Source organism: Streptomyces bicolor (genome assembly GCF_000719285.1).
Lineage (GTDB): Bacteria > Actinomycetota > Actinomycetes > Streptomycetales > Streptomycetaceae > Streptomyces > Streptomyces bicolor.
Map to the genome: position 1 here is coordinate 252,586 of NZ_JOFS01000003.1, position 20,766 is coordinate 273,351.

The following is a 20,766-nucleotide window of genomic DNA, read 5'->3' on the forward strand; positions in this document are numbered from 1 at the left end:
TGACAGCCGACTACGAGGTTATACGCCCTGACTGACAGAGCTCATGTTGAAATCGGGGACGCGCAGCGCCGGCATCGCCGCCCTGGTGAACCAGTCGCTCCACTCCCTGGGCAACGTCTTCTCCGTACGTCCCGCTTCCGTGGCCCGCCCCAGCAGGTCCACCGGCGACTCGTTGAACCGGAAGTTGTTGACCTCGCCGGTCACCTCGCCGTTCTCGACGAGGTAGACCCCGTCCCGGGTCAGGCCGGTGAGCAGCAGCGTCGCCGGGTCGACCTCGCGGATGTACCAGAGGCAGGTCAGCAGCAGCCCGCGCTCGGTGTTCGCGACCATCTCCTCGAGCGACCGGTCCTCGCCGCCGTCCAGGATCAGGTTGTCGATGCCGGGCGCCACGGGCAGACCGGTCAGTCCCGCACTGTGGCGGCTGGTGGTGAGGTGCTTCAGCTCGCCCTCGCGCATCCACTCGGTGGCCGCGAGTGGCAGCCCGTTGTCGAAGACGGACGTGTCGCCCCCGGAGGAGTGCGCGATCACGAACGGCGCCGACTCCAGACCCGGCTCGTTCGGATCGCTGCGCAGAGTCAGCGGCAGCTCGGTCAGCCGCTCGCCGACGCGCGTCTTGCCGCCGGGCTTGGAGAACACCGTCCGGCCCTCGACCGCGTCCCGCCCCGACGCCGACCACATCTGGTAGATCAGCAGGTCGGCAACGGCGGTCGGCGGCAGCAGCGTCTCGTACCGGCCCGCCGGCAGCTCGAGGCGCCGCTCGGCCCAGCCGAGACGTACGGCCAGCTCGGCATCCAGCGCCGTCGGGTCCACGTCCTTGAAGTCCCGCGTGGAGCGCCCCGCCCACGCCGAGCGGGTACGGTCCGGGGACTTGGCGTTCAGCTCCAGCGTCCCGTTGGGCTGGTCGTGCCGCAGCCGCAGCCCCGTGGACGTGCCCACATACGTCGACACCAGCTCGTGGTTGGCGAACCCGTACAGCTCCCGCCCGCCCGCACGCGCGCGTGCGAACGCCTCACCGAGCGCCGGGGCGAAGTCGGCGAACACGGTGGACGAGGTCTCGGCCGGGACGTCCGTGAAGTCCGGCGACGCCGGTGCGTCCGTCACCAGCGGCTGCGCGTCCTCGGCGGGCCCGGCACCGCGCGCGGCGGCCTCGGCGGCCCGCACCAGCGGCTCCAGATCGTCGGCGGTCACCGCGGACCGGGAGACGACCCCGGAGGCCGTGCCCTCCTTGCCGTCCACGGTCGCGACCACGGTGAGCGTCCGCCCGCGCGTGACGCCGTTCGTGGTCAGCGCGTTGCCCGCCCAGCGCAGATTGGCGGTCGACTGCTCGTCGGCGATGACGACGCAGCCGTCCGCCCGGGAAAGCTCCAGGGCCCGCTCGACGATCTCGTGCGGCTTGTTCGTACGGGCGCTCATCGACCGGCCTCCTGCGTGGTGTTCAGAATGTTGACTCCCTTGAAGAGGGCCGACGGGCAGCCGTGCGAGACCGCCGCGACCTGCCCCGGCTGCGCCTTGCCGCAGTTGAAGGCACCGCCCAGGACGTAGGTCTGCGGCCCGCCCACCGCGGCCATCGAGCCCCAGAAGTCGGTGGTCGTCGCCTGGTAGGCGACGTCCCGCAGCTGCCCGGTGATCCGCCCGTTCTCGATCTTGAAGAACCGCTGCCCGGTGAACTGGAAGTTGTAGCGCTGCATGTCGATCGACCAGGAACGGTCGCCGACCACATAAATCCCGCGGTCCACGCTCCCGATCAGATCCTCGGTCGACATCCCGGCCGGATCCGGCTGCAGCGACACATTGGCCATGCGCTGCACCGGCACATGCCCGGGGGAGTCGGCGAACGCGCACCCGTTGGACCGCTGGAACCCGGTCAGCTTCGCGATCCGCCGGTCCAGCTGGTAGCCGACGAGGGTGCCGTCCTTCACCAGGTCCCAGGACTGGCCTTCGACGCCCTCGTCGTCGTATCCGATGGTCGCCAGGCCGTGCTCGGCGGTGCGGTCACCGGTGACGTTCATCAGGTCCGAGCCGTACCTGAGCCTGCCGAGCTGGTCGAAGGTGGCGAAGGAGGTGCCGGCGTAGGCGGCCTCGTAGCCGAGCGCGCGGTCCAGTTCGGTGGCGTGGCCGATGGACTCGTGGATGGTCAGCCACAGGTTGGAGGGGTCGACGACGAGGTCGTACGGCCCCGCCTCGACGCTCGGCGCCCGCATCTTCTCGGCGAGCAGCTCGGGGATGCGCGCCAGTTCGTCGTCCCAGTCCCAGCCGGTGCCGGTCAGGTACTCCCAGCCGCGTCCGACGGGCGGCGCGATGGTGCGCATCGAGTCGAACTCGCCGCTCGATTCGTCGACCGACACCGCGGTCAGCTGCGGGTGCAGCCGTACGCGCTGCTGGGTGGTCACGGTCCCGGCGGTGTCGGCGTAGAACTTGTTCTCATGGACGGTGAGCAGCGAGGCGTCGACGTGGTTGACCCCGTCCGCCGCCAGCAGGCGCGCGCTCCAGTCCGCCAGCAGGGCCGACTTCTCCTCGTCGGGCACGGTGAACGGATCGATCTCGTACGACGAGATCCATGTCTTCTCGGAGTGCACGGGCTCGTCGGCGAGCTCCACCCGCTCGTCCGACCCGGCGGCCTTGATCACCTGGGCGGACAGCTTCGCCATCGCCACCGCCTGCGAGGCGACCTTGGCGGCGGCGTCCAGGGTCAGATCGACCCCGGAGGCGAAGCCCCAGGTCCCGCCGTGCACGACCCGCACCGCGTACCCGAGGTCGGTGGTGTCCGACGACCCGGCGAGCTTGGCGTCCCGCAGCCGCCAGGACGCGCTGCGCACCCGCTCGAACCGGAAGTCCGCGTGCTCGGCACCCAGCGCACGCGCGCGTGCCAGCGCCGCGTCGGCCAGGGCGCGTAGCGGAAGCGCCGTGAAGGCTTCATCGATCGTATGGGGCACGGAGGTCTCCCTGCTGTCGTGGCCAGTCGGCACCGATCATGTCGCGCGGGCGTGGCCCCGGACCACACGTTTCCGGCTGGAGTCGGCATCTTTCTGTAGGGACCCGACAGCGACGCCGGTAAGCCACTGTCGGTGCCCGAATGTCCGAGGCCGGGACGGGACCGATAGGTTTTCGGAGAAGCCGCCTGTCAACCAGCTGTTCGGGCGGGTGTGTCAGACCCCTATCGAAAGGGTGATCCGTTGAGCCGCTCGGTTCTCGTCACCGGAGGCAACCGGGGCATCGGCCTCGCCATCGCCCGCGCTTTCGCCGACGCCGGCGACAAGGTCGCGATCACATACCGCTCGGGTGAGCCGCCGGCAGGCTTCCTCGCCGTCAAGTGCGACATCACCGACACCGAGCAGGTGGAGCAGGCCTACAAGGAGATCGAGGCGGAGCACGGCCCCGTCGAGGTTCTGATCGCCAATGCCGGGATCACCAAGGACCAGCTCCTGATGCGCATGTCCGAGGAGGACTTCACCTCGGTCATCGACACCAACCTCACCGGCACCTTCCGCGTGGTCAAGCGGGCCAACCGCGGCATGCTGCGCGCCAAGAAGGGCCGCGTCGTGCTGATCTCGTCGGTGGTCGGGCTGTACGGCGGTCCCGGCCAGGCGAACTACGCCGCCTCCAAGGCCGCCCTGGTCGGCTTCGCGCGCTCCCTCGCCCGTGAGCTGGGCTCGCGCAACATCACCTTCAACGTCGTCGCGCCCGGCTTCGTCGACACCGACATGACCAAGGTGCTCACCGACGAGCAGCGCGCGAACATCGTGCAGCAGGTCCCGCTCGGCCGGTACGCGCAGCCGGAGGAGATCGCCGCGACGGTGCGGTTCCTCGCCTCGGACGACGCCTCGTACATCACTGGAGCCGTCATCCCCGTTGACGGCGGACTGGGAATGGGTCACTGATCACCATGGCTGGAATCCTCGAGGGCAAGAAGATCCTCATCACCGGTGTGCTGATGGAGTCCTCCATCGCCTTCCACGCCGCCAAGCTGGCCCAGGAGCAGGGCGCGGAGATCATCCTCACCGCCTGGCCGCGTCCGACGCTCACCGAGCGCATCGCCAAGAAGCTCCCCCAGCCGGAGAAGGTCAAGGTCCTGGAGCTCGACGTCTCCAACGACGAGCACCTCGCCCGCCTGGAGAGCCAGGTCCGCGAGCACCTGGGCGACCGGCTCGACGGCGTCGTGCACTCCATCGGCTTCGCGCCCCAGGACGCGCTCGGCGGCAACTTCCTGAACACGCCGTTCGAGTCCGTGGCCACCGCCATGCACGTCTCCGCCTTCTCCCTGAAGTCGCTGACCATGGCGCTGCTGCCGCTGATGACCGAGGGCGGCGCCGTCGTCGGCCTCACCTTCGACGCGCAGTTCGCCTGGCCGCAGTACGACTGGATGGGCCCCACCAAGGCCGCCCTGGAGGCCACGAACCGCTACATGGCGCGTGACCTGGGCAAGCACGACATCCGCTGCAACCTGGTCTCGGCGGGCCCGCTCGGCTCCATGGCCGCGAAGTCCATCCCCGGCTTCGCCGAGCTGGCGTCCGTGTGGGACAGCCGCTCCCCGCTGGAGTGGAAGCTGGAGGACCCGGAGCCGGCGGGCAAGGCCATCGTCGCCCTGCTGTCGGACTGGTTCCCGAAGACCACCGGCGAGATCGTCCACGTGGACGGCGGCCTGCACGCCATCGGCGCCTGATCCTTCGTACGTCGTGGACGCCCCGTTTCCCGCCGCGCGCGGGGAGCGGGGCGTCACTCGTTCGGCCTATCCGGCCGGGCGGGGGAGACCCGCGACCGCGCACTCTGGAGTACGCGTTCACCACGCCAGCCCCTCCCCCGTACGGCCGAGGAGGTCCCCTTGTGCGCTTGTCCCGCCGCCTGGCCTCAACGACCGTCGCCGTCGCACTCGTACTGCCCCTGCCGTACGCGGCGATGGCCCACGCGCGCGTGCCCGCCGCCGAAGCCGAGCCTCAGGAACTGTTCGGCGCCGAGTGCCGGGTACGCGTCACCGGTTCCCATGTGACCGTGTACTGCCACAACCCGTATCCGGAGACCGACCGTGTGAGCCTGCACGTCGAGTGCGCCCGCTGGTGGGACCTCGACAGCGACGGCTCCTCGGTGGACGCCGAGCCGGCGCAGACCGTGCGGATGACCGCGCGGTGCTGGAAAGAGGTCGGCTCGGTGTGGGTCAGTCACCGGCGGGAGAGCTGATGCGCCCTGGACGGCACAGGAACGGGTAGCTCGCGGCCTCGGCCGCTGCCGCCGTCGCGTCGCCCGCGCGGATCGCGTCGACCAGCCGCGCGTGGTCCATGTGGGTCTCCGGCGTCAGCTCCTCGCCCACGTCCTCACGCAGCCAGTCCCGCAGCACCTCGCCGAGGTCCGCGTACATCGCGGTCATGACGTCGTTGTGGGAGGCCGCCACCACGGCCAGATGGAAGGTCGAGTCGGCCACCACGAACGCCTCCGCGTCACCGGACGCCCAGGCCTCCTCGCGCCGCACCAGCAGCGCGTCCAGCTGCTTGAGGTCCCTCTCCGTGCGCCGCTCGGCGGCCAGCTTCGCGGCGGCCGACTCCAGCGTGGCCCGCAGCTCGGCGATGTGCCGGGGGTCGGCGTCGGCGAACCGGCGGTGCATCACACCGGCCAGCTCGCTGGTCGCCACCACGTAGGTGCCGGAGCCCTGCCGGATGTCCAGCAGGCCGTTGTGCGCGAGCGCGCGGACCGCCTCGCGGACCGTGTTGCGGGCCACGCCGAGTTGCTCGACCAGTTCGGGCTCCGTCGGGATACGGGAGCCGACCGGCCATTCGCCCGAGGCGATCTGGTTCCGCAACGCCGCGATGACCTGCTCGGACAGCGCCGAGCGGCGGGGGTGGCTCAGGGGCATGGCACACCTTCGCACGGGAGGGCCGGGACCGGGCGGCCCGGGGGTGGACAACCAATCATCCCATGATTCTATGATGGTCCACATGGCAAGCGAGGACACCCGGACCACGACGGCGACATCCATACGAACTTCGGAGACGAGCGAGCCCAGGACGCCCTCCACGCGCGCGTGGACGACACGACTGCTCGTGCTCGGCATCGTGCTGTCGGCGCTGAACCTCCGCCCCGCCATCACCAGCCTCGGCGCCCTCCTCGAAGAGGTCCGCGACGGGCTCGGCATGAGCGGCACCGTGGCCGGAGTGCTCACCTCCGTGCCCCCGCTCTGCTTCGCCGTCTTCGGCGTCATGGCCCCACGGCTCGCCCGCCGCTTCGGCCCCGGCGCCGTGGTGTGCGCCGGCATGGCCGCCATCACCGCCGGACTGCTGCTGCGCCCGTACGCCGGCAGCACGGCCGGCTTCCTGGCCGCCAGCGCCCTCGCCCTCATGGGCATCGCCGTCAGCAACGTCCTGATGCCGGTCATCGTCAAGCGCTGGTTCCCGGACCGGGTCGGCTCCATGACCGGCCTGTACTCGATGGCCCTCGCCCTCGGCACCGCGTCGGCGGCCGCCGTGACGGTGCCCATGACCGAGACGCTGGGCGGCAGTTGGCAGACCGGCCTCGCGGTGTGGGCGGGGCTGGCCGCGGCGGCCGTACTGCCGTGGATTCCGTTCGTACGACGGCGGGGCGCGGGGCCGGCCGAGCCGTCGGCGGCGAGGCGGGAGCACGCGCGCGAGGAGGCGCCCCTGCGTATCACCCGGAGCCGCACCGCCTGGGCGCTCGCCGTCTTCTTCGGGCTCCAGGCCACCGCCGCCTACATCACCATGGGCTGGATGGCGCAGATCTTCCGGGACGCCGGTGTCCCCGCGTCCACGGCCGGGCTGCTGCTCGCCGTCACGATGGTGATGGGCGTGCCGCTGGCCTTCGTCATCCCACGCGTCGCCACCCGGCTGCCGCACCAGGGCCCGATCGTCATCGCCCTCGGCGTCTGCGGTCTCGCCGGCTACGCCGGCCTGTACTTCGCGCCGGCCGCCGGAGCGTGGGCCTGGGCGCTGCTGCTCGGCGTCTCCAACTGCGCCTTCCCGCTGGCCCTCACGATGGTCGGGATGCGGGCGAGGACCGGTGCGGGCGTCGCCCAGCTGTCCGCCTTCGCGCAGAGCACCGGCTATCTGCTCTCCATCCCCGGCCCGCTCCTGGTGGGCGTGCTCTACCAGCACAGCGGCGGCTGGGGGCTGCCCATCGCGCTCATGACCGCACTGATGATCCCGCAGATGCTGGTGGGCGTCCTCGCGGGACGGAACCGCACGGTGGAGGACGAGGCGATCCGCTGAGCCCTCACCCCGGCGCGCCCGGTGCGGGCGGGGGGTGCGAGACTTGCCGTATGCCAGTGCTCGACCCGAACCCCCAGAACGGCCAGAAGAAGATGCTGCTCGTCTTCGGCGCGTTCTTCGCCATCTTCGTGATCATCGGCATCATCGCGACGATCGCCTCTCCCTGACTCGCCTCTCCTGATGCATCTCGCTTGACGCGCGGCGCCCTCGTGGGCGCCCTCGCCCGCCTCCCCGACACACCGCGTCGGGCCGATGGTGGGGCTAGCACCACCATCCCCTAGGGGGTGAGTGTCAGGGTCAACTGGGTGGATCACCGGATGGGTTGAGGGCCGCGACTTCCGTAGCTTCGGAGTGTGACCGCGAGAGGCGGACACGGACCACTCGAAGACCCACGGAGGCATCATGTCGGCCCGTACGCACACCCCGCCCCACCCGGCGTCCACGGGCCGTGCCGACATCCGGCTGCCCTGGTGGGCCCTCGCCCTGCCGACACTCGCCTTCATCACGCTGTTGACGCTGATACTCAACCCGTCCGACGCCCAGGCGGCGACCGCCGAGCCCGCGATCACCCAGCTCTTCGAGCGCATTCAGCAGCTGATCATGCGCTGAACACGGCTGATCGCGCGCTGAGCACGGCCGAAGCTGCCCGTCAACTACCTGCGCCCCGTGGCCTGTTTCATGCGAAGCTGGGACCCATGAGCGTCGCAGAACTCCGCAGGATTGTCCTCTTCCGGCATGCGAAAGCCGACTGGCCACAGGTGACCGACCACGAGCGGCCCCTCGCAGAGCGCGGCCGACTGGACGCAGCAGAGGCCGGCCGCAGGCTGACCGACACCGGTATCCCCTTCGATCTGGCCCTGTGCTCCACTGCGGTCCGGACCCGGGAGACCTGGAAGCTGGCCGTCCACGAGTTCCCGCACCGGCCGAAAACCGTCTACGAAGAGCGGATCTACGAGGCTTCCCCCGGCGAGCTGATCGCCGTGCTCAACGAGACACCCGACGACGCGCAGAACGTCCTGCTGATCGGCCACAACCCCGGCGTACAGGGCCTCGCCGAGATTCTGTCCGGCTCGGCCGAGGGCGACGCGCGCGAGCGCATGAGCCGCCGCGGCTTCCCGGCCGCCGCCTTCGCCGTCCTCTCCTTCAGCGGCACCTGGAAGACGCTGGAGCCCGGCGTGGCCACGCTGCTGGACTACTGGGCACCGTCGGAGTGACCGACCCACGCGAAAAGGGCCCGGCACCGTCGCGGTGCCGGGCCCCTTGTGTTCAGGACAGCGGGTGCAGGACCGCGGGTGTAGCCCATCGAGGGCACGACAGCGCATGCCTACTCGCCCTTGCGGCGATCCACCCGCGGCGCGTCAGACCTCGTCGTGCATGTCCGCGGCCTCGACCTCTTCGCGAGTGACGCCCAGCAGATACAGGACCGTGTCCAGGAACGGCACGTTCACGGCCGTGTGCGCCGCCTCCCGTACCACCGGCTTGGCGTTGAAGGCGACGCCCAGGCCGGCCGCGTTGAGCATGTCGAGGTCGTTGGCGCCGTCGCCGATCGCCACCGTCTGGGACAGCGGCACACCCGCCTCGGCGGCGAACCGGCGCAGCAGTCGCGCCTTGCCGGCCCGGTCGACGATCTCGCCGGTGACCTTGCCCGTCAGCTTCCCGTCGACGATCTCCAGCGTGTTCGCCTGGGCGAAGTCGAGCCCGAGCCGCTCCTTCAGGTCATCGGTGACCTGGGTGAACCCGCCCGAGACCACCCCCACTTGGTAGCCGAGCCGCTTCAGCGTACGGATCAGCGTGCGCGCGCCCGGCGTCAGCCGTACCTCGCTGCGCACCTTCTCCACCACCGAGGCGTCCAGACCCTCCAGCAACGCCACGCGCGCGTGCAGCGACTGCTCGAAGTCCAGCTCTCCGCGCATCGCGGCCGCCGTCACCTCGGCCACCTTGTCCTCGCAGCCGGCGTGGGCGGCGAAGAGCTCGATCACCTCGTCCTGGATGAGCGTGGAGTCCACGTCCATGACGACGAGCCGCTGGGCGCGCCGATGCAGACCCGCGGCGACCACGGCGATGTCGACACCCAGTGCCGCCGCGTCGGTCACCAGGGCGGTGCGCAGGGGCTCGGTCTCCACGCCGGACACCGCGAACTCCACCGCGGTCACGGGGTACTTGGCGAGCCGGAAGATACGGTCGATGTTGCCGCCGGACTTGGTGATCCTGGCGGCGATCGCGGCGGTCGCCTCGGCGGTGAGCGGGTGCCCGAGCACGGTCACGAGGGACCGTCCGAGCCCACGGGGCCGGTTGTCACCGCGGCCGGAGATGATCTCCGCCTGCATCTTCATCGACTCCGCCCAGCTGTGGACGGTCGCCCGCAGATCCCCCTCCGAGCCGGCGGGAGGAGGCGTCACGAGTGCGCACAGCGTGATCCGGCCACGGGTGACGACCTGCTCGATGTCGACCACGTCGACGGAGTAGGCGGCCAGCGTGTCGAAGAGGCCGGCCGTGATTCCCGGCCTGTCCTTCCCGAAGATCTTGACGAGAAGTGTGGGGATGTCGGAGGTCTGCGAAGCGCTCATGGTGCTTCCACCGTATCCGGCACTCAGTGCCTGCCGCCGCCGAGGTCCGCCTAGCGGACACGGAACAATGGGTGTCGCTCGGATGGCGCGAGTCTTACATCCGGGCCACGGTCGCACCAGTGCCTGTGGATCGGCACAGGTGTCCCTGTGAGCTGGGGCACCGACTCGCGCCGGGTGCCTGCGGGGCGTATGGCGGCGCTCCGGGGGGAGGGGCGGGGGGCTTGCGGCGAGGTGTGCGGGCCCTGCTCGCGGTTCGTGAGTGGCGTTTCGGCTGAGCCTGGGTTGTCGGGTCGCGCCGGACGCCACCGGGATGTGCGGCGGCTGCGCCCAGGCCGATCACCGCACGGCTTGTCGGCCCGTCCGCAGGTCACGAGGGTCGTTTCGGCTCCCCGGCGCCGATCACGGGCGCCCCTTCGGCTTCCTCGGGGGCGGGGGAGGAGGCGGCGGTGGCGGTGGCGGAGGTCCTTCGTCCGCTCCGGACGACGGTCGGTTCCCAGGCCGCCGGGGTGGCCGGGGCGACCTCGGCGGCGGCTCGATCGGCCGGGCGACGGTGGGTGCGCCGTACACGTCGTCGCCGGTGGCGGGGGGTGGCGGGTCGCTGGCCGGTTCGCTGGGCTGTGGATCACCAGGCCGCCGCGCATCGGCATGCCCCGACCTCGCGCCGTGTCCCGGCCCGGCGTCGCGGCCCCAGCTCGCGTCACCTCCTGGTCCCGCGACGGGCCCCGGCCCCGCACGGCCGTCCCAGCCCGCGTCGCGTCCGGACCTCGCATCGGTTCCGCGCGCCTGGTCGGACGACCACGCACCTGCGGAAGGCAGTTCCGTGCCCGGCGGCCGTGCGTCCTCCGGTTCGCGCAGCTCCTCCGGCACACGCAGGTACGGGTTCGTCGCCGGGTTCGGCGGCCGATAGGGCGTGCCCGGCGTGTACGGCCCCGACCGGCTGCCGTACGGCAAAGCCCCCGTACCCTCCGTCGCCGTGGCCCCGGCCCCCGCGGCTCCCCCTACTCCCGCTGCACCCGGCCTCGCATCCCCCGCTGCACCCGGCCTCCCACCGGCCGCCGCACCCGGCCTCGAACCCGCCGCCGCATCCTCCGCCGCCCCCAGAGCCAGCGGCGCCGTCCGCTGCCCCGCCGCCCCCGTAGCCCAGGCCAGCAGCGCTCCCACCGCACCGGCCACCGCGCCCCAAGCCGCGCCGAGGGCCAGCGCCATGCCGAGGTTTCCCCGCAACTCCACCCCGGCGCCGAACGCGTCGAAGCCCAGCACCGACAGCGAGGCGTCCACGGACAGTTCCGTCAGCCACGCCAGCAACGGCAGCGTCAACGCCGTCGCGATCCCGAGCCGCAGCGCACACCGCCCGGCGAAACCGAGGGCCTCTGGACCTCGTACGCCCCCGCCGACTCCGCCCGCGGTGCCGCCCCGCACCCCCACAGGTGTCCGCACCGCGGCCCAAACCCCCGCCAGCAGCAGCATCACCGCCGCCGCGACCCCCAGCAGCCACACGCGCCCGTCCAGTTCCGCCAGCTCGCTCAGCGTCACGGACTGATCGGATCCGCTGTTCAGCAGGTCGTCCAGCGGGTCCGGCAGCAGGCTGACCAGGGCTCCCGTCGCCCTGCCGTCGAACGGGACGAACAGGCCGATCGGGATGCCGAGCCACACGCCGTTCGGAGCGCCGAGCAGGGCCGCGCCCGCGATGCGCCTGGGGTTGGCGTCGCCGATCGCCGCGTACGCCGCCGCCGTGAGCCCGGCCGCGACCGCGACGAGCAGCACCGTGACGAGGGCGGACACTGCGGGGCGTACGACGCGGTGCACGGCGTCCCAGCCGCGCGGCAGCGGGGTACGGCGCGAGGCCAGCAGGGCGATCAGCAGGATGCCGGCAGACCAGCCCAGGCCGCCGAGGAGGGTCGGCGCCGTGTCCACCGTGAAGCCCACCGACCCCTCCGCGTCGATGAGGTCGCCGATCTGGTCGGGCAGTACCCCCCCGATGTCCCCGATGTCACCCACCCCGGGTATCTCGACACCCCCGCCCCCGCCCGGCAGGTCGTCGAGCCCCAGCGAGCTCCCGTCGATCGTGATGACGTCGTGCCCCGCCCAGGCCAGCCCGCCCAGCGTCGCCACGAACAGCACGACCACCGCGCCCGCACGCGCGAGGAGTTCGGTCGGCGCGATCACAACTCCCGCACCGCGCAAGGACCGTAGGAAGAACCACGACAGCAGCACCGCGCCGACCAGGCTCACACCGAGTGGCGTGATCTCGATGGCGGTCGCCGCCTCCGCGCCCGTCAAACCGAAAGCGGACACGTCACCGGACGGTGTGACGGAACCACCCGCCCCAAGGGCCACCACCGCCGCGGTCATCGGCCCCAACGAGCTTGCCCTGTCCGCCTCCAGCAGATGCAGACCCAGCGCCGCCGTGCCCGCCATCCCGATCAACGCCCAGCTCACGGCGGCGATCGCGGACAACAGGAGGTGCCCCCACGGCAGTCGCGTGCCGTGCCTCGCATTCTCGACGTTCGTGGACGCGCTCATGCAGACCCCCCGATCCGCGGCGCGGCCGGCTCGCCGCGCATGTCCCCCTCGCGTGGATTACCACTCTCCGGGCTGGTTTCAACCCCGTCAACGGAACCAGTCGAAGCACGCGCGCGTGGTCTTCATCATGGTCTTCATAAGGCCCGACTTTCAGTCAGGGGGCGGAGCCTGAAATAGTTCCCGACGATGTTCGACATCCCTAGACTCCCTGTGTTGGGGGTAACTCGGGGGACTACTCAGTGGGGCATGGAGTGCCGGAACTCGTACTGGAATTGAATGGACGGACGTGGACGCTCGACCCGTCCAGGTCCTACGCACTCGGACGCGATCCGCAGGGCGACATCGTGTTCGACGACGCCAGGGTGTCCTGGCGGCACGCCACGATCAGCTGGAGCGGCCGCAGTTGGGTCCTGGAGGATCACGGCAGCACCAACGGCACGTTCGTGCAGGGTCAGCGAATCCATCAGCTGGAGATCGGTCCCGGCTCGTCCGTTCACCTGGGCAACGCGACCGACGGACCGCGCCTGAACCTCTCCGGCACCGCGGCCTCCGTCGCCTCTCCGCCGGCCCAGCCGCAGCAACAGCCGTACGCCGCGCAGGGCGCGCAGGCGGGCTGGGCTCAGCAAACACCGGTTCAGCAGACACCGGTTCAGCAGACACCGGTTCAAAAGACACCGGCCCAGCAAGTCCCGCAGCAGCAGGTCCCACAGCAGCAAGTCCCGCAGCAGGCACCGCAGCCCGGCTGGCAGCAGCCGCAGCAGGCCGCGGCGCACGTCCCGGCGCAGCACGGCCCCGGTGGTGGCGCGGGGGCGCCGCCGGTCTACGGCGACCGCAGCCCCACCACGTTCCACCAGTTCTCGATCGGCCGCGTGATGCGCATCGGCCGTGCCCTGGAGAACGAGCTGGTTGTCTCCGACCTGCAGGTCTCCCGGCACCACGCCGAGTTCCACTCGACGCCCGACGGCCGTATGGAGATCCGCGACCTCGGCTCCCACAACGGCACGTACGTCAACGGCCAGCCGATCGCCAAGGGCGGCTCGGCGATGCTCGGCCCCACCGACATCGTGGGCGTCGGCCACTCCACGTTCCGTATCGTCGGCGACCGCCTCGAGGAGTTCGTCGACACCGGTGAGGTCTCCTTCTCCGCCCGCCATCTGACCGTCACGGTCGACGGCGGCAAGCAGATCCTCAAGGACGTCTCGTTCGGCGTCCCGGAGAAGTCGCTGATCGCGGTCATCGGCCCGTCCGGCTCCGGCAAGTCGACCCTGCTCAAGGCGCTCACCGGCTACCGCCCCGCCAACCAGGGCGACGTCCTCTACGACAACCGGAACCTCTACAAGCAGTTCGCCGAGCTGCGCCAGCGCATCGGTCTGGTCCCGCAGGACGACATCCTGCACAAGGAGCTGACCGTCAAGAAGGCCCTCAAGTACGCGGCCAAGCTCCGCTTCCCGGCCGACACCACGGCCAAGGAGCGCGAGGCCCGCATCGACGAGGTGCTGCGCGAGCTGAAGCTGGACATCCACAAGGAGAAGAAGGTCACCTCCCTCTCCGGCGGCCAGCGCAAGCGCGTCTCGGTGGCCCTCGAGCTGCTGACCAAGCCGTCGCTGATCTTCCTCGACGAGCCCACCTCAGGCCTCGACCCGGGCATGGACCGGGACGTCATGCAGCTGCTGCGCGGCCTCGCCGACGACGGCCGTACGGTCCTCGTCGTCACCCACTCCGTCGCCGAGCTGGCGCTGTGCGACAAGCTCCTGGTGATGGCGCCGGGCGGTGCCGTGGCGTACTTCGGTCCGCCCGAGGAGGCGCTGAACTTCTTCGGCTACGACACCTGGGCCGACGTCTTCTCCGCCTTCGAGAACTACCGCGACTACGACTGGGCGGGACGCTGGAAGGGCTCGCAGCACTACCAGATGTACGCCGCGGACATCGACGCGATCGCTCCGCAGTCCGTACAGATGCCCCCGATGCAGGCGATGAAGCCGCCGAAGCCGCAGGGCTGGATGTCGCAGTTCCTGACGCTGGTGCGCCGCTACGTCTCGGTGATCGCCTCCGACAAGGGCTTCCTGGCCCTGATGGTGATCCTGCCCGCCGTCCTCGGCGCGGTGAGCCTGCTCATCGACGCGGACAAGGACCTGCTGGTGAACACGGAGGTGAACCCGAAGACCGGCCTGCCCGTACCGAACGGCACGGCCACGACCGTCCTGCTGATCCTCGCGGTGGGGGCGTGCTTCGCCGGCGCCGCCAACTCCGTGCGTGAGCTGATCAAGGAACGGGTCATCTACGAGCGGGAGCGCGCGACCGGCCTGTCCCGGTCCGCGTACCTGATGTCCAAGGTGTTCGTGCTCGGGTTCATCACCGTGCTGCAGGGCCTGATGGTCGGTGTCATCGGCTTCTCCAGCCGCGTGATCCCCGACGAGGGCCTGGTCCTCGGCAACCTGACGCTCCTGGAGCTGTCGCTGCCGATCATGGCGCTGGGCTTCTCCTCGATGATGTTCGGCCTGATCATCTCGGCGCTGGTGAAGACGGCCGAGAAGACGATGCCGCTGCTGGTCATGTTCGCGATCATCCAGGTCGTCTTCACCGGCTGCTTGTTCGCCCTGCACGGCTCGATCGGCGTCAACCAGTTCTCGTATCTGATGCCGTCGCGCTGGGCGGTGGGCGCCGCGGGCGCCACGCTGGACTTCAACAGGATCAGCCCGCCCGCCAAGGGCGAGAGCAACGACCCGCTCTGGGAGCACAGCGTCGGCGCCTGGACCATGGACATGCTCGCCCTGATCGCCCTCGGTGTGATCTGCGGCTTCTTCGTCGCGCGCTTCCTGCGCCGGCACGAGCCCGAGGTCATGCGCAAGTAGTCAGTCCGTACGACGTCCGAAGGGCGGCACCCCGTCAGGAGGGTGCCGCCCTTCGGCGTATGCGATGGCAGGCTGCCTGGGCCTACCTCACTCAGTACGCGCTGTTGACGTTGTCGATCGAGCCGTACCGGTCGGCCGCGTAGTTGGCGGCGGCGGTGAGGTTGGCGACCGGGTCGTACTGGCTCCAGGCCGTGCCCGGGACGTGGTAGGCGTCGAAGGTCGGCTTGATGACCTGCAGCAGACCGATCGACGGGACGCCGTTCTGGGCGTTGATGTCCCAGTTGTTGATGGCGTTCGGGTTGCCCGAGGACTCCCGCATGGTGTTGCGGTACAGGCCGTCGTAGGTGCCCGGGATGTTGTGCTTCTTCATGATGTCCAGGGCCTCACGGATCCAGCCGTCGAGGTTGTTGGCGTAGGCCTTGGCGGCGACCGGCTTGACCTGGACGCGCTTGGCGGACCGGCTGGCGGCCTCCTTGGCCTCGCGCGCGGCCTCGGCCTTCTTCTTGGCGGCAGCCTCGGCCGCCTTCTTCTTGGTGGCAGCCTCGTGGGCCCGGTGCTTGGCGGCAGCCTCGGCGGCCCGGTGCTTGGCGGCGGCCACGGCGGCCCGGTGCTTGGCGGCAGCGACGGCGGCCTTGTGCTTGGCCGACATCTCCTCGGCCTTCACACCGGCGGACGCGAGCTGGTCGGTGACGCTGCCCTTGACGTCCTTGATCTGCTCACTGCTGTACGCCACCTGGCCCGTGGGGGCCTCGGCCGTGGTCGCCTGGGCGTTGCCGGGGACGGCGGAGAAGGCGAGGGCGGCGGCGCCGAGGGTGGCGACACCGGCGATCGCGATCTTGTGCCGCTGGGTCAGCGCACGTATGGGACCGCGGTTCTTGGTGTTCTTGAGCATGGCAGATTGACCTCTTCGAATAGCGCAGGAGGTCGCTCGCTGTCCGTCGGGGGACACGGGTGCTTCCGGCACAAACGCCGCGGGCGGAACCCGCGGCGCTGAGCGACGAGAGCAATTCTTAGCGGCCGCAAAATTGCGTGGCAAAGGTGTGACGTACGATGCTCGATAGTGGAGCCGGGAAGGGCAAATCGGGACAGACGGGACCGTCTGTCCCGCTCAAATAGGACGCATCTACCTACTACGGACTTTCGTACGTGACGTGCGCCCTATGCGCGGCCTCACATCGGCCAGGTAACGGTCTCACCATCAGTTGCTGGCGCAATGCTCTGAGTGAGGGTTCTCCGCCGGGAGGACGAGGTGCACGTCGCCGAACTCGTGCCAGAGGTAGAGCCCCCGCAGCGCCGCCTCGTAGCCACGGTCGACAGCGGCCCGCCCCGCGACCGCCTCCAGCATCAGCAGATGCGAGGCCTCCGGCTCGTGCAGCCCGGTCAGCAGCCCGTCCACCACCCGCACCCCGCGCTCGGGGGTGATGACGAGGTCCGTCCACCCCTCACGCGCGCGTACGGCCCCGTCGGCGTCCGCCGCCGACTCCACGGCCCGCACCGCCGTGGTGCCGACCGCGACGACCCTCCCGTTCCCTGCCTTCACCGCGTTGATCAACCGAGCCGACGCCTCCGGCACCGCGAACCGCTCCGGATACGGCGGCTCATGCGCCTCCGGCGAGGCCACCCCGGTATGCAGTGTGATCGGCGCGAACTGCACGCCCCGGCTCACCAGATCCGTCACCATCCGCACCGTGAAGGGCCGCGCCGCGCTCGGCATCTCCGCGCTGCCCGCCCCGTCGGCCGACGGCAGCGCGAACACCGTCTGGTAGACGGACAAGGGCTGGTCCCGCTCCGTATAGGAGTAGCGAATCGGCCGCCCGTGCGCACGCATCAGCCCGAGAACCCCCGCGCCGCTGCCTTCCGCCCCCTCAGGGCCCTCCTGCTCCCTCCTATGGCTGCCGACGACCCGCGCCCACCACAGCCGCCCGCTCCCCGCGCTCAGCGGCTCCTCCAGCACCAGCCGCAGCCCACCGGGCAGCCGCACCTCAGTCCCCGCGGGCCCGCCCGCACGCGCGCGTGTGGTGCCCTTCCGGTCGGGATCCCGCAGCTCGACCGCCCACCGCCCGTCGTCCCCGCACGTCGAGAAGTGCACCACCACGCGCGCGTGCCCGATCCGCCCGTCCACGGCGGCGGCCAGCGTCCGCGACGTGTTGACGACCAGCAGGTCCCCGGCCCGCAGCAGCCGCGGCAGCTCACCGAACGCGTGGTGCGACACCTCGACGCCGCGCGACACCAGCAGCCGTACGGCATCCCGGTCCAGCCCCGGCCCACGCTGCTCGGCCGGCACCCGGGCCGACAACTCCTCCGGCACCCTCACCGCCAGCGTCATCGCCGCCCCTCCAGCAGAGACGGCGCCCCATAGCGCCCGCTCGCCGGACGCTCGTCCAGCAGCCGCAGGAAAGCGGGCACCACACTGCCCGGCGCCGGCCGCGGATCGTCGTCGTCCGGTACGGCCGCCGCGTACAGGTCCGTGGCCATGTCCCCGGGATCGACCGCCCACACCCGCAGCCCGGGCTCCTCCGCGCCCAGCACCGCAGCGAGATGGTCCAGCGCGGCCTTCGACGCCCCGTACCCACCCCACGTCTCGTACGCCTCGGCGGCCGCGTCCGAGCTGACCGTGATCACCGTGCCCGCCCCGGACGCCCGAAGCAGCGGCAACGCCTCCTGGACAAGGGCCAGCGCGGCGACCACGTTCACCTCCAGCGCCCTGCGCAGCCCCTCCAAGGGCAGCTCGTCGAGCCGTACAAGCGGCTCGGCGCCGAGCGCGCTGGCGTTGCTCACCAGCAGATCGACGCCGCCCAGCTGCCAGGCGGCGGCCACCAGCCCGGCGCGGTGCCCGGCGTCCGTGACGTCCCCAGGCACGGCCGTCACGCGCGTGCCGTACGCCCGCAGCCCGGCCGCCGTCTCCTGCAGGACCTCCGCCGTCCTGGCGTCGAGCACCAGATCCCAGCCGCGCCCCGCCAGCGCCTCGGCGAGCGCCCGGCCCAGTCCCTTCGAGGCCCCCGTGATGATCGCTACGGGCATGACAACCGTCCCCTCGTCCCAGTCCGCCACCGGTCGGCGGTGCCCTCAACGTAGGAACCGGAACGCCCGCACCGCCTCGGACGCGGGCCGCAAAGCCCCGGGGCCCTTCGTCCTACGCCGAGCACCGGGGGCCTTTCGCCCTACGCCGCCGGGTCTGGGACGGCGGCCGTACGCCGCGGAGCCTGCGACCGCAGCCCTAGGTCCCGCGCCGCAGCCGGCCGCCACCACAGGTCCGATCCGCCTGTCACACCCCGCCGGTACCGTGAGGGCATGAGTCAAGGCCCCAGGTCCGGCCTGTCCGCGGTGAGCTCCGCGTTGCTGGCCATGAGCAGGCATCTAGAGGTGCGCGACGTCCTCAAGACGATCGTCGCCTCGGCCCGCGAACTGCTCGACGCGCAGTACGCCGCCCTCGGCGTCCCGGACGACCACGGCGGCTTCGCCCAGTTCGTGGTCGACGGGGTCAGCGACCAGGAGTGGAAGGCCATCGGCCCGCTGCCCCGCCAGCACGGCATCCTCGCCGCGATGCTCAAGGAGGCCAAGGTCGAGCGCTTGGCGGACGTGCGCAAGGACCCCCGCTTCGAGGGCTGGCCGTCCGCGCACCCCGACATGTCCGACTTCCTGGGCCTGCCCATCCGCGACGGCGACGAAGTCATCGGCGCGCTCTTCCTCGCGAACAAGAACTGTCCAAAGCCGGAAGGCAGTTGCGGCTTCACCGAAGAGGACGAGGAACTGCTGGGTATCCTCGCCCAGCACGCCGCGATAGCCCTGACCAACGCCCGCCTCTACGAGCGCAGCCGCGAACTGACGATCGCCGAGGAACGCTCGCGCCTGGCCCACGAACTGCACGACGCGGTCAGCCAGAAGCTGTTCTCCCTGCGCCTGACGGCCCAGGCGGCAGCCGCCCTGATCGACCGCGACCCCTCCCGCGCCAAGGGCGAGCTGCACCAGGTGGCCGCGCTCGCCGCCGAGGCAGCCGACGAACTGCGCGCCGCGGTCGTCGAGTTGCGCCCGGCGGCGCTGGACGAGGACGGCCTCGTGGCCACCCTGCGCACCCAGATCCAGGTCCTCGACCGCGCCCATACCGCGCGCGTGACCTTCGCCGGCCGCGGTGTGAAGGCCCTGCCCGCCGCCCAGGAGGAGGCCGTGCTGCGGGTGGCCCAGGAGGCCCTGCACAACGCCCTGCGGCACTCCGGGGCCGAGCACGTCGACGTGACGCTGGACCGGCGCGGCAGCGGAGCCGTCCTGCGGGTCACGGACAACGGCAGCGGGTTCGACCCGAAGGCGATACGCCGCGCCGGACGCCACCTCGGCCTGGTCTCCATGCGGGACCGGGCGAGCGGGGTCGGCGGCACGCTGACCGTGGAATCGGCGCCCGGCAAGGGCACCACGATCGAGATGGAGGTACCCGGTGGCTGACGCGATCAAGGTGCTGCTCGTCGACGACCACCAGGTGGTCCGCCGGGGCCTGCGCACCTTCCTCGAAGTGCAGGACGACATCGAGGTCGTGGGCGAGGCCGCCGACGGCGCCGAAGGAGTGGCCCGCGCCGAGGAACTGAAGCCGGACGTCGTGCTGATGGACGTCAAGATGCCCGGCATGGACGGCGTCGAGGCCCTGCGCAGGCTCCGCGAACTGGACAACCCCGCGCGCGTGCTGATCGTCACCAGCTTCACCGAACAGCGCACGGTGATCCCGGCCCTGCGCGCGGGCGCCGCCGGGTACGTCTACAAGGACGTCGACCCGGACGCACTCGCCGGAGCGATCCGCTCGGTCCACGCCGGCCACATCCTGCTCCAACCCGAGGTCGCGGGCGCCCTCCTGTCCCAGGAGGAGGCCAACTCCGGGCAGGGGAGAGCGGGTTCGCTGACGGAGCGGGAGCGCGAGGTGCTCGGCCTCATCGCCGACGGCCGCTCCAACCGCGAGATAGCCAGAGCCCTGGTCCTCTCGGAGAAGACCGTCAAGACCCACGTCTCGAACATCCTGATGAAGCTCGATCTCGCGGACCGCACCCAGGCCGCGCTGTGGGCCGTACGCCATGGCGTGACCGGCTGAAACGCTCTGCGCAGGACCTCACGGACGGCAATACGGAGGACTCCGCTCCGGACTGAGATTCATACCGTCGTGGGAATGTCCCCCAGATGGCGCATCCTTCGCGGATCTCCGCCGTTCTCCAGTGCGTGCTGCGGCGACTGCCGCGGCAACCGCAAGGAGGGCTTAGAAGTGAAGAACCTGAAGAAGGCAGCGGCTGTGACGATGGTGGCGGGTGGCCTGCTGGCCGCCGGTGCCGGAGTGGCCTCCGCCACCGGCGGCGCGCACGCCGACGGCGACGCCGTGGGCTCCCCGGGCATCGGCTCCGGCAACGTCGTCCAGGCCCCGGTCAACGTCCCCGTCAATGTCTCGGGCAACAGCGTGAACGTCGTCGGCATCCTGAACCCTGCCTTCGGCAACCAGGCCGTCAACCACTGACGACCCCCGAAGCAAGCAGTGACCTCCGGCCTCCCGGGCATTCCCGGGAGGCCGGTCTGTCTGCCGGCGATCTCAGCTCCGGCCGGTGCAGCCCGTCAGTCTCACTGGAGGCACCCCGCGCGCCGGGCCGC

19 protein-coding genes are annotated in these 20,766 nt (G+C 71.0%); 11 read left to right on the forward strand and 8 right to left on the reverse strand.

Annotated features, from left to right (window positions below):
- Window positions 1–18: 18 nt before the first annotated feature.
- Together IF78_RS0105070 and IF78_RS0105075 are read right to left on the reverse strand one after the other, a co-directional pair.
- Entirely contained in the window at window positions 19–1,413 is a 1,395-nt protein-coding gene (locus IF78_RS0105070; protein ID WP_031477245.1) for a metallopeptidase TldD-related protein, read from the reverse strand.
- Window positions 1,410–2,933: a TldD/PmbA family protein gene (locus IF78_RS0105075; RefSeq protein WP_031477244.1), complete on the reverse strand. Its 1,524-nt coding sequence runs from the start codon at window positions 2,931–2,933 to the stop codon at window positions 1,410–1,412. The genes IF78_RS0105070 and IF78_RS0105075 overlap by 4 nt, the downstream gene beginning before the upstream one ends.
- Before the next feature lie 240 nt (window positions 2,934–3,173).
- On the opposite strand from IF78_RS0105075, the gene fabG reads away from it, so the two are divergent.
- The 3 genes from fabG to IF78_RS0105090 all read left to right on the forward strand — a co-directional run bounded on the left by fabG (window position 3,174) and on the right by IF78_RS0105090 (window position 5,172).
- Window positions 3,174–3,878 carry a 3-oxoacyl-[acyl-carrier-protein] reductase gene (gene fabG, locus IF78_RS0105080; RefSeq protein WP_031477243.1) on the forward strand — a complete coding sequence of 235 codons (705 nt, stop codon included), beginning with the start codon at window positions 3,174–3,176 and terminating at the stop codon, window positions 3,876–3,878.
- Window positions 3,879–3,883: 5 nt separating this feature from the next.
- Window positions 3,884–4,660: an enoyl-ACP reductase FabI gene (gene fabI / locus IF78_RS0105085; protein ID WP_031477242.1), complete on the forward strand. Its 777-nt coding sequence runs from the start codon at window positions 3,884–3,886 to the stop codon at window positions 4,658–4,660.
- A gap of 161 nt (window positions 4,661–4,821) precedes the next feature.
- Complete coding sequence (locus IF78_RS0105090) at window positions 4,822–5,172, forward strand: hypothetical protein (protein WP_031477241.1); 351 nt, start codon at window positions 4,822–4,824, stop codon at window positions 5,170–5,172.
- Here IF78_RS0105090 and IF78_RS0105095 read toward each other — a convergent pair.
- Window positions 5,150–5,842, reverse strand: a complete 693-nt coding sequence (locus IF78_RS0105095) for a FadR/GntR family transcriptional regulator (protein ID WP_031477240.1) — start codon at window positions 5,840–5,842, stop codon at window positions 5,150–5,152. The two genes, IF78_RS0105090 and IF78_RS0105095, sit on opposite strands and share 23 nt — an antisense overlap.
- 70 nt (window positions 5,843–5,912) lie before the next feature.
- On the opposite strand from IF78_RS0105095, the gene IF78_RS0105100 reads away from it, so the two are divergent.
- From IF78_RS0105100 to IF78_RS0105115, 4 genes are all read left to right on the forward strand, one after another.
- Entirely contained in the window at window positions 5,913–7,208 is a 1,296-nt protein-coding gene (locus IF78_RS0105100) for a CynX/NimT family MFS transporter (protein ID WP_031477239.1), read from the forward strand.
- A gap of 50 nt (window positions 7,209–7,258) precedes the next feature.
- A complete protein-coding gene (locus tag IF78_RS50365; RefSeq protein ID WP_086021381.1) occupies window positions 7,259–7,375 on the forward strand; it encodes an SGM_5486 family transporter-associated protein in 117 nt (38 codons plus the stop codon).
- A gap of 235 nt (window positions 7,376–7,610) precedes the next feature.
- Window positions 7,611–7,817, forward strand: a complete 207-nt coding sequence (locus IF78_RS0105110) for a hypothetical protein (protein ID WP_031477238.1) — start codon at window positions 7,611–7,613, stop codon at window positions 7,815–7,817.
- A gap of 86 nt (window positions 7,818–7,903) precedes the next feature.
- On the forward strand, window positions 7,904–8,422 hold the full coding sequence (locus IF78_RS0105115; protein WP_031477237.1) for a SixA phosphatase family protein: 519 nt from the start codon (window positions 7,904–7,906) through the stop codon (window positions 8,420–8,422).
- 144 nt (window positions 8,423–8,566) lie between these two features.
- On the opposite strand, the gene serB is transcribed toward IF78_RS0105115, so the two are convergent.
- Window positions 8,567–9,775, reverse strand: a complete 1,209-nt coding sequence (gene serB / locus IF78_RS0105120) for a phosphoserine phosphatase SerB (RefSeq protein WP_031477236.1) — start codon at window positions 9,773–9,775, stop codon at window positions 8,567–8,569.
- Window positions 9,776–10,174: 399 nt separating this feature from the next.
- On the reverse strand, window positions 10,175–12,298 hold the full coding sequence (locus IF78_RS0105125) for a streptophobe family protein (protein WP_031477235.1): 2,124 nt from the start codon (window positions 12,296–12,298) through the stop codon (window positions 10,175–10,177).
- 251 nt (window positions 12,299–12,549) lie between these two features.
- Between IF78_RS0105125 and IF78_RS0105130 the strand changes: the two genes are divergently transcribed.
- Window positions 12,550–15,150, forward strand: a complete 2,601-nt coding sequence (locus tag IF78_RS0105130) for an ABC transporter ATP-binding protein/permease (RefSeq protein ID WP_031477234.1) — start codon at window positions 12,550–12,552, stop codon at window positions 15,148–15,150.
- Window positions 15,151–15,241: 91 nt separating this feature from the next.
- Here IF78_RS0105130 and IF78_RS0105135 read toward each other — a convergent pair whose 3' ends face one another.
- From IF78_RS0105135 to IF78_RS0105145, 3 genes are all read right to left on the reverse strand, one after another.
- On the reverse strand, window positions 15,242–16,042 hold the full coding sequence (locus IF78_RS0105135; protein ID WP_031477233.1) for a transglycosylase SLT domain-containing protein: 801 nt from the start codon (window positions 16,040–16,042) through the stop codon (window positions 15,242–15,244).
- A gap of 306 nt (window positions 16,043–16,348) precedes the next feature.
- Window positions 16,349–17,476, reverse strand: a complete 1,128-nt coding sequence (locus tag IF78_RS0105140) for an S-adenosylmethionine:tRNA ribosyltransferase-isomerase (RefSeq protein ID WP_031477232.1) — start codon at window positions 17,474–17,476, stop codon at window positions 16,349–16,351.
- A complete protein-coding gene (locus IF78_RS0105145; protein ID WP_031477231.1) occupies window positions 17,473–18,171 on the reverse strand; it encodes an SDR family NAD(P)-dependent oxidoreductase in 699 nt (232 codons plus the stop codon). Before IF78_RS0105145 ends, IF78_RS0105140 begins: the two co-directional genes overlap by 4 nt.
- Before the next feature lie 270 nt (window positions 18,172–18,441).
- Here IF78_RS0105145 and IF78_RS0105150 point away from each other — a divergent pair, with 270 nt between their 5' ends.
- The 3 genes from IF78_RS0105150 to IF78_RS0105160 all read left to right on the forward strand — a co-directional run bounded on the left by IF78_RS0105150 (window position 18,442) and on the right by IF78_RS0105160 (window position 20,635).
- Window positions 18,442–19,587 (forward strand): GAF domain-containing sensor histidine kinase, encoded by a 1,146-nt coding sequence (locus IF78_RS0105150; RefSeq protein WP_031477230.1) that lies wholly within the window; start codon window positions 18,442–18,444, stop codon window positions 19,585–19,587.
- Entirely contained in the window at window positions 19,580–20,221 is a 642-nt protein-coding gene (locus tag IF78_RS0105155; RefSeq protein ID WP_031477229.1) for a response regulator, read from the forward strand. Before IF78_RS0105150 ends, IF78_RS0105155 begins: the two co-directional genes overlap by 8 nt.
- A 168-nt stretch (window positions 20,222–20,389) precedes the next feature.
- The gene (locus IF78_RS0105160; protein ID WP_031477228.1) at window positions 20,390–20,635 is read left to right on the forward strand and encodes a chaplin; all 246 of its coding nucleotides are present in this window, start codon (window positions 20,390–20,392) and stop codon (window positions 20,633–20,635) included.
- Window positions 20,636–20,766 lie beyond the last annotated feature (131 nt).

Excerpts from the sequence above, each read along its gene's own strand:
- IF78_RS0105070 (WP_031477245.1), bottom strand. The coding sequence starts at position 1,413 with ATGAGCGCCCGTACGAACAAGCCGCACGAGATCGTCGAGCGGGCCCTG.
- fabI (WP_031477242.1), top strand. The coding sequence starts at position 3,884 with ATGGCTGGAATCCTCGAGGGCAAGAAGATCCTCATCACCGGTGTGCTG.
- IF78_RS0105095 (WP_031477240.1), bottom strand. The coding sequence starts at position 5,842 with ATGCCCCTGAGCCACCCCCGCCGCTCGGCGCTGTCCGAGCAGGTCATC.
- IF78_RS0105100 (WP_031477239.1), top strand. The coding sequence starts at position 5,913 with ATGATGGTCCACATGGCAAGCGAGGACACCCGGACCACGACGGCGACA.
- IF78_RS50365 (WP_086021381.1), top strand. The coding sequence starts at position 7,259 with ATGCCAGTGCTCGACCCGAACCCCCAGAACGGCCAGAAGAAGATGCTG.
- IF78_RS0105110 (WP_031477238.1), top strand. The coding sequence starts at position 7,611 with ATGTCGGCCCGTACGCACACCCCGCCCCACCCGGCGTCCACGGGCCGT.
- IF78_RS0105115 (WP_031477237.1), top strand. The coding sequence starts at position 7,904 with ATGAGCGTCGCAGAACTCCGCAGGATTGTCCTCTTCCGGCATGCGAAA.
- serB (WP_031477236.1), bottom strand. The coding sequence starts at position 9,775 with ATGAGCGCTTCGCAGACCTCCGACATCCCCACACTTCTCGTCAAGATC.
- IF78_RS0105125 (WP_031477235.1), bottom strand. The coding sequence starts at position 12,298 with ATGAGCGCGTCCACGAACGTCGAGAATGCGAGGCACGGCACGCGACTG.
- IF78_RS0105135 (WP_031477233.1), bottom strand. The coding sequence starts at position 16,042 with ATGCTCAAGAACACCAAGAACCGCGGTCCCATACGTGCGCTGACCCAG.
- IF78_RS0105140 (WP_031477232.1), bottom strand. The coding sequence starts at position 17,476 with ATGACGCTGGCGGTGAGGGTGCCGGAGGAGTTGTCGGCCCGGGTGCCG.
- IF78_RS0105145 (WP_031477231.1), bottom strand. The coding sequence starts at position 18,171 with ATGCCCGTAGCGATCATCACGGGGGCCTCGAAGGGACTGGGCCGGGCG.
- IF78_RS0105150 (WP_031477230.1), top strand. The coding sequence starts at position 18,442 with ATGAGTCAAGGCCCCAGGTCCGGCCTGTCCGCGGTGAGCTCCGCGTTG.